A 4893-nucleotide genomic window follows, 5' to 3' on the forward strand; every position below is an offset into this window, starting at 1 on the left:
CCGCCCGGCGCAGGGCACCTGGTTCGTCCCCGGCGGGCGCATCCTCAAGGACGAGCGTGTGGGCGAGGCGCTGCGCCGCGTTGCCGCCGCCGAACTCGGTTTCCATCCGGACGAAGTCGCCGCCGCCTGGCCGCTGGGCGTGTTCGAGCACCTCTACCCCGACAACTTCTCCGGCACCGCGGACGTGACGACGCACTACGTCGTGCTCGCCTACGAGGTGACCGTCGGCGAGGACTCGGTGCGCTCGCTCGACAGCCAGCACAGCGCGCTGCGCTGGTTCCCGGTGGACGAACTGCTGGCCACCGCCGAGGTCCACGTCCACACGCGGGCGTATTTCGACGACCGCATCACCAGCACCCGCACCCCATGAAACCCCGCATCACCGTCCTCACGCTGGCGGTCGACGACCTCGACCGCGCGCTGCACTTCTACCGCGACGGCCTGGGCTTCGCGACACCCGGCATCTTCGGCACCGAGTTCGAGCACGGTGCGGTGGTCTTCATCGACCTGCAGCCCGGCCTGAAACTGGCCCTCTGGCCGCGCCGCAGCCTCGCGCACGACACCGGTCTGCCACTGCAGCCGCCGAGTGCCACCGAACTCTCCCTCGGCCACAACGTGCGCTCGCGCGAGGAGGTCGATGCGGTGATGGCGCAGGCCGCCGCCGCGGGCGCGGTGGTCGTCAAGCCGGCGCAGGACACCTTCTGGGGCGGCTACGGCGGTTACTTCCAGGACCCGGACGGGCACCTGTGGGAAGTGGTCTGGAACCCGCACCTGCTGCCCGATGACTGAGCCGTCACCACGCGTGGTCCTCACAGGCGTGTTCTTCGCCTTCGCGCTGGGCCTCGGTCTGTTTGCCGGGGCGATTCCGACGCTGATGCACCAGACCGGCCTCGACACCGCCGGCCTCGGGCTGGCGCTGACGCTGCACAGCGCGGCCTACGTGGGCGCGATGACGGCGGGCGGGTGGCTGCTGCGCCGGGTCGAGGTGCGGGGGCTGATGCGGGCCGTGCTGGTGCTGCATGCGCTGACCTTCGTGGCGCTGTTTGCCGCTGGTTCGCCGGTGGCGCTGACAGCCAGCCTGTTCGCGCTCGGCCTGACCGCCGGCACGATCGACCTGGCGATGAACACCGACGGCACCGCGCTGGAGCGCGAGGCGGGCCGGCCGGTGCTGATCCGCATGCACGCGGCGGCGTCCGGCGCGTTCGCGCTCGGTGCGATCGGCGGCAGCGTGCTGGCGAGCCAGTTCGGGGCGCTGGCGTGCGCGGGGCTGGCGGTGCTGTCGATCGCGCCGGTGGTGTGGGCGCTGACGCGGATCCCGCCGCGAGGGCCGGTGTCTGTCGCGCCGTCGTCGTCGGGCGCGGGCCACGCGGCGGTCGCACCCTCACGCGCACACCTCGGCCTGCCGGTGCTGCTGCTGGGCGTGGTGCTGGGCGTGTGCATCGCCGCCGAGATCACCGCGCAGATGTGGTCCGCGCAGTTCCTCGCCCAGCAGGCACGGCCGAACCCGGCGCTGGCCGGGGCAGGGGCGGCGCTGTTCGCGGGCTGTCAGGCGATCGTGCGCAGCCTGGGCGACACGCTGCGGCGCCGCTTCGACGACCACCGCGTGATCACCGTGTCGCTGGTGCTGGCCGCGCTGGGCTTCACGGCGGTGGCGCTGGCGGACGGGTTCACCGGCAGCGTGCTTGGCTTCGCGCTGGTGGGGGTGGGGACGGCGTGTGTCGTGCCATGCTGCTTCGCGCTGGTGGCGAGGCAGGCGCCGCAGCGCTCGGCCGATGCGCTGGGCGTGGCCTCGCTGGTGGCCGGGGCGCTGCGGCTGCCGACGCCGCTGTGCCTCGGGTTCGTCGCCGCTGCGTGGTCGGACGCCGTGGCCTTCGGCGGGATCGCCGGGCTGCTGGTGGCGGGCGCCGTGCTGGTCGTGTGGATGAACCGGCGACCAGCGCCAGCGGTCGCGGCCTTCAGCGCCCCAGGTCCTTCGCGCTGACCCCCGCGATGCCCCAGTTCTGCTTGGGCACGTCCTGGATCCAGACGCGCACGGTTTCCTTCGGCGCACCGACCGCCTCGACCAGCGCGGCGGTGACCTTCTCGATCACGGCGCGCTTCTGGTCCTCGGTGCGGCCTTCGAGCATGTAGATCTGGGCGAATGGCATGGGTTCTCCTGGCGGGGGTGGTCAGACGCCGGCGGCAGCGGCGCGCTGGCGGGCCATGGTGATGGCGGTGTCCTCGATCATGTCCTCCTGTCCGCCGACCATCTTGCGGCGGCCGAGTTCGACGAGGAGGTCGCGGGCGGGGATGCCGTACTTCTTCTCGGCGCGCTTGGCGAACAGCAGGAAGCTCGAATAGACCCCTGCGTAGCCCAGCGTCAGCGAGTCGCGGTCGATGCGGATGAGGTGGTCCATGATCGGCACGACCAGATCCTCGGCCACGTCCTGGATCCTGAACACGTCCACGCCGGTCTCGATGCCCATGCGGGCGCAGACCGCGATGAAGACCTCCATCGGCGTGTTGCCCGCGCCTGCGCCCAGCCCGGCCGCCGCGGCGTCGATGCGGTTCGCGCCGGCCTCGATGGCGGCGATCGAGTTCGCCACGCCCATCGCCAGGTTGTGGTGGCCGTGGAAGCCCAGCTCCGTCTCGGGCTTGAGCGCCTCGCGCACCGCGCCGATCCGCGCCTTCACGTCCTCGGGCAGCATGTAGCCGGCCGAGTCGGTGATGTAGAGGCAGTTCGCGCCATAGCTCTCCATCCGCTTGGCCTGCTTGACCAGTCCCTCCGGCGAGTTCATGTGCGCCATCATCAGGAAGCCGACCGTGTCCAGCCCGAGCTTGCGGGCGTGGGTGATGTGCTGCTCGCTGACGTCGGCCTCGGTGCAGTGGGTGGCGACGCGGATCGTGCTGACGCCGAGTTCATGGGCCATCTGCAGGTGATCGACGGTGCCGATGCCCGGCAGCAGCAGCGCCGACACCTTGGCCTGTTTCATCAGCGGAATCACGGCGCCGAGGTACGCCTCGTCGGTGTGCGCCGGGAAGCCGTAGTTGACGCTGGAGCCGCCGAGGCCGTCGCCGTGGGTGACCTCGATCAGCGGCACGCCGGCCGCGTCGAGTCCCTGCGCGATCGAGGTCATCTGGTCGAGCGTCATCAGGTGGCGCTTCGGGTGCATGCCGTCGCGCAGGGTCATGTCGTGGACGGTGATCTTCCTGCCGTGCAGGTGGGAAAGCGGGGAGAGCAGGGAGGGCGGGGTGGTCATTGGACGGCTTCCTTGAGCATTTCCTCGGCGAACATCTCGGCGGTGCGCGCGGCGGCGGCGGTCATGATGTCGAGGTTGCCGGCGTACTTGGGCAGGTAGTCGCCCAGGCCCTCGACTTCGAGGTAGACCGAGACACGCTTGCCATCGAACACCGGCCCGTTGACCAGCCGGTAGCCGGGCACGTACTGCTGCACCTCGGCCAGCATCGCGTGGACCGACGCGGTGATGGCGTCCTGGTCCGGCTCGTCCTCGGTCAGGCAATGCACCGTGTCGCGCATGATCAGCGGCGGCTCGGCCGGGTTGATGACGATGATCGCCTTGCCCTTCTTCGCGCCGCCGACCTGCTCGACGGCACCGGCGGTCGTGCGGGTGAACTCGTCGATGTTCCTGCGCGTGCCGGGGCCGACCGAGCGCGAGGACACGGTGGCGACGATCTCCCCGTAGGCGACCGCCTGCACGCGGCTGACGGCCGCCACCATCGGGATGGTCGCCTGCCCGCCGCAGGTGACCATGTTGACGTTGCGCTCGCCGGAGCCGAGGTGCGCCTTCAGGTTCACCGGCGGCACGCAGAACGGCCCGATCGCGGCGGGCGTCAGGTCGATCATCAGCGCGCCCTGCGCGTTGACCTTGCGCGAGTTTTCGGCGTGGACGTAGGCCGAGGTGGCGTCGAACACGATCTGCACGCCGTCGGCCTTCATGTGGGGCACCAGGCCGTCCACGCCGTCCGAGGTGGTCTTGATGCCCATCTCGCGGGCGCGTTTCAGGCCGTCGGATTCGGGGTCGATGCCCACCATCCACACGGGTTCGAGGACGGGCGAGCGTTGCAGCTTGGCGAGCAGGTCGGTGCCGATGTTGCCGGGACCGATCAGCGCGCAGCGGATCTTTCGGGTCATGGGAATGCTTTCGGGGGGTTATTCAACAAAGCGCATCGACACGCTGCCCAGGTCCTGGAAGCGCACGTTCACGCTGTCGCCGGCCTGCACCGCGATGGCCTCCGTGACGCCGCCGGTCATGATGAAGGTGCCGGCCGGGATCTCCTGCCCGCGCCGGCCGAGGTGGTTGGCGAGCATCGCGACCGCCGCCGCCGGGTGTCCGAGCACGGCGGCCCCGGCGGCCATCGCGGCGATGCGGCCGTTCTTCTCCAGCACCACGCCGAGCGTGCGCAGATCGAGGGCTTCCACTGGCCGCGAGCGCCCGCCGATCACGAAGCGCGCCGCCGAGGTGTTGTCGGCAATGACGCTCTTCAGGTCGAACTTGAAATCCCGGTAGCGGCTGTCGATGATCTCCACCGCCGGGATCACGAAGTCGATCGCCGCCATCACCGTGCCGACGTGGCAGCCGGGGCCACGCAGCGCGGCCTTGGTGACGATGCAGATCTCGGCCTCCACCTTCGGGTGGATCAGCTCGGACATGCGGATCTCGCCGCCGTCCGGGCGGGCCATGTCTGCGCTGACGAAGCCGAAGCAGGGCTCGTTCACGCCCATCTGCTTCATCTTCGCGAACGAGGTCAGCCCGGCCTTCAGGCCGACGGTGCGCAGGCCGCGGGACTCCTGTCGGCGGCGGATGGCGTCCTGGATGTCGTAGGCGTCGGCCCAGTCCATGTCGGGGAAGTCGTCGGTGATCTTGGTGACATCGCGGACCTCGCTGCGGGCGG

At 70.5% G+C, this 4893-nt stretch carries 7 protein-coding genes; 3 read left to right on the top strand and 4 right to left on the bottom strand.

The features are described 5' to 3' along the window. From AB3X43_RS18440 to AB3X43_RS18450, 3 genes are all read left to right on the top strand, one after another. Window positions 1–370, top strand: a 370-nt coding sequence (locus AB3X43_RS18440) for an NUDIX domain-containing protein (protein ID WP_369431329.1), incomplete at its 5' end; no start/stop codon positions are given. Continuing rightward, window positions 367–789 carry a VOC family protein gene (locus AB3X43_RS18445; protein ID WP_369431330.1) on the top strand — a complete coding sequence of 141 codons (423 nt, stop codon included), beginning with the start codon at window positions 367–369 and terminating at the stop codon, window positions 787–789. The genes AB3X43_RS18440 and AB3X43_RS18445, both read left to right, overlap by 4 nt. Beyond that, entirely contained in the window at window positions 782–1981 is a 1200-nt protein-coding gene (locus AB3X43_RS18450) for an MFS transporter (RefSeq protein WP_369431331.1), read from the top strand. The genes AB3X43_RS18445 and AB3X43_RS18450 overlap by 8 nt, the downstream gene beginning before the upstream one ends. Here the strand turns inward: AB3X43_RS18450 and AB3X43_RS18455 are convergent. From AB3X43_RS18455 to dmpH, 4 genes are all read right to left on the bottom strand, one after another. After that, a complete protein-coding gene (locus tag AB3X43_RS18455; RefSeq protein WP_369431332.1) occupies window positions 1956–2147 on the bottom strand; it encodes a 2-hydroxymuconate tautomerase in 192 nt (63 codons plus the stop codon). The genes AB3X43_RS18450 and AB3X43_RS18455 overlap by 26 nt on opposite strands. A gap of 21 nt (window positions 2148–2168) precedes the next feature. Continuing rightward, window positions 2169–3239, bottom strand: a complete 1071-nt coding sequence (gene dmpG / locus AB3X43_RS18460) for a 4-hydroxy-2-oxovalerate aldolase (protein ID WP_369431333.1) — start codon at window positions 3237–3239, stop codon at window positions 2169–2171. Then, window positions 3236–4132 (bottom strand): acetaldehyde dehydrogenase (acetylating), encoded by an 897-nt coding sequence (locus AB3X43_RS18465; RefSeq protein WP_369431334.1) that lies wholly within the window; start codon window positions 4130–4132, stop codon window positions 3236–3238. Before AB3X43_RS18465 ends, dmpG begins: the two co-directional genes overlap by 4 nt. An 18-nt stretch (window positions 4133–4150) precedes the next feature. After that, on the bottom strand, window positions 4151–4893 hold a 743-nt coding region (gene dmpH, locus AB3X43_RS18470; protein ID WP_369431335.1), incomplete at its 5' end, for a 2-oxo-3-hexenedioate decarboxylase.

Origin of the sequence: Sphaerotilus sp., from assembly GCF_041083715.1 — a bacterium.
Lineage (GTDB): Bacteria > Pseudomonadota > Gammaproteobacteria > Burkholderiales > Burkholderiaceae_C > Sphaerotilus.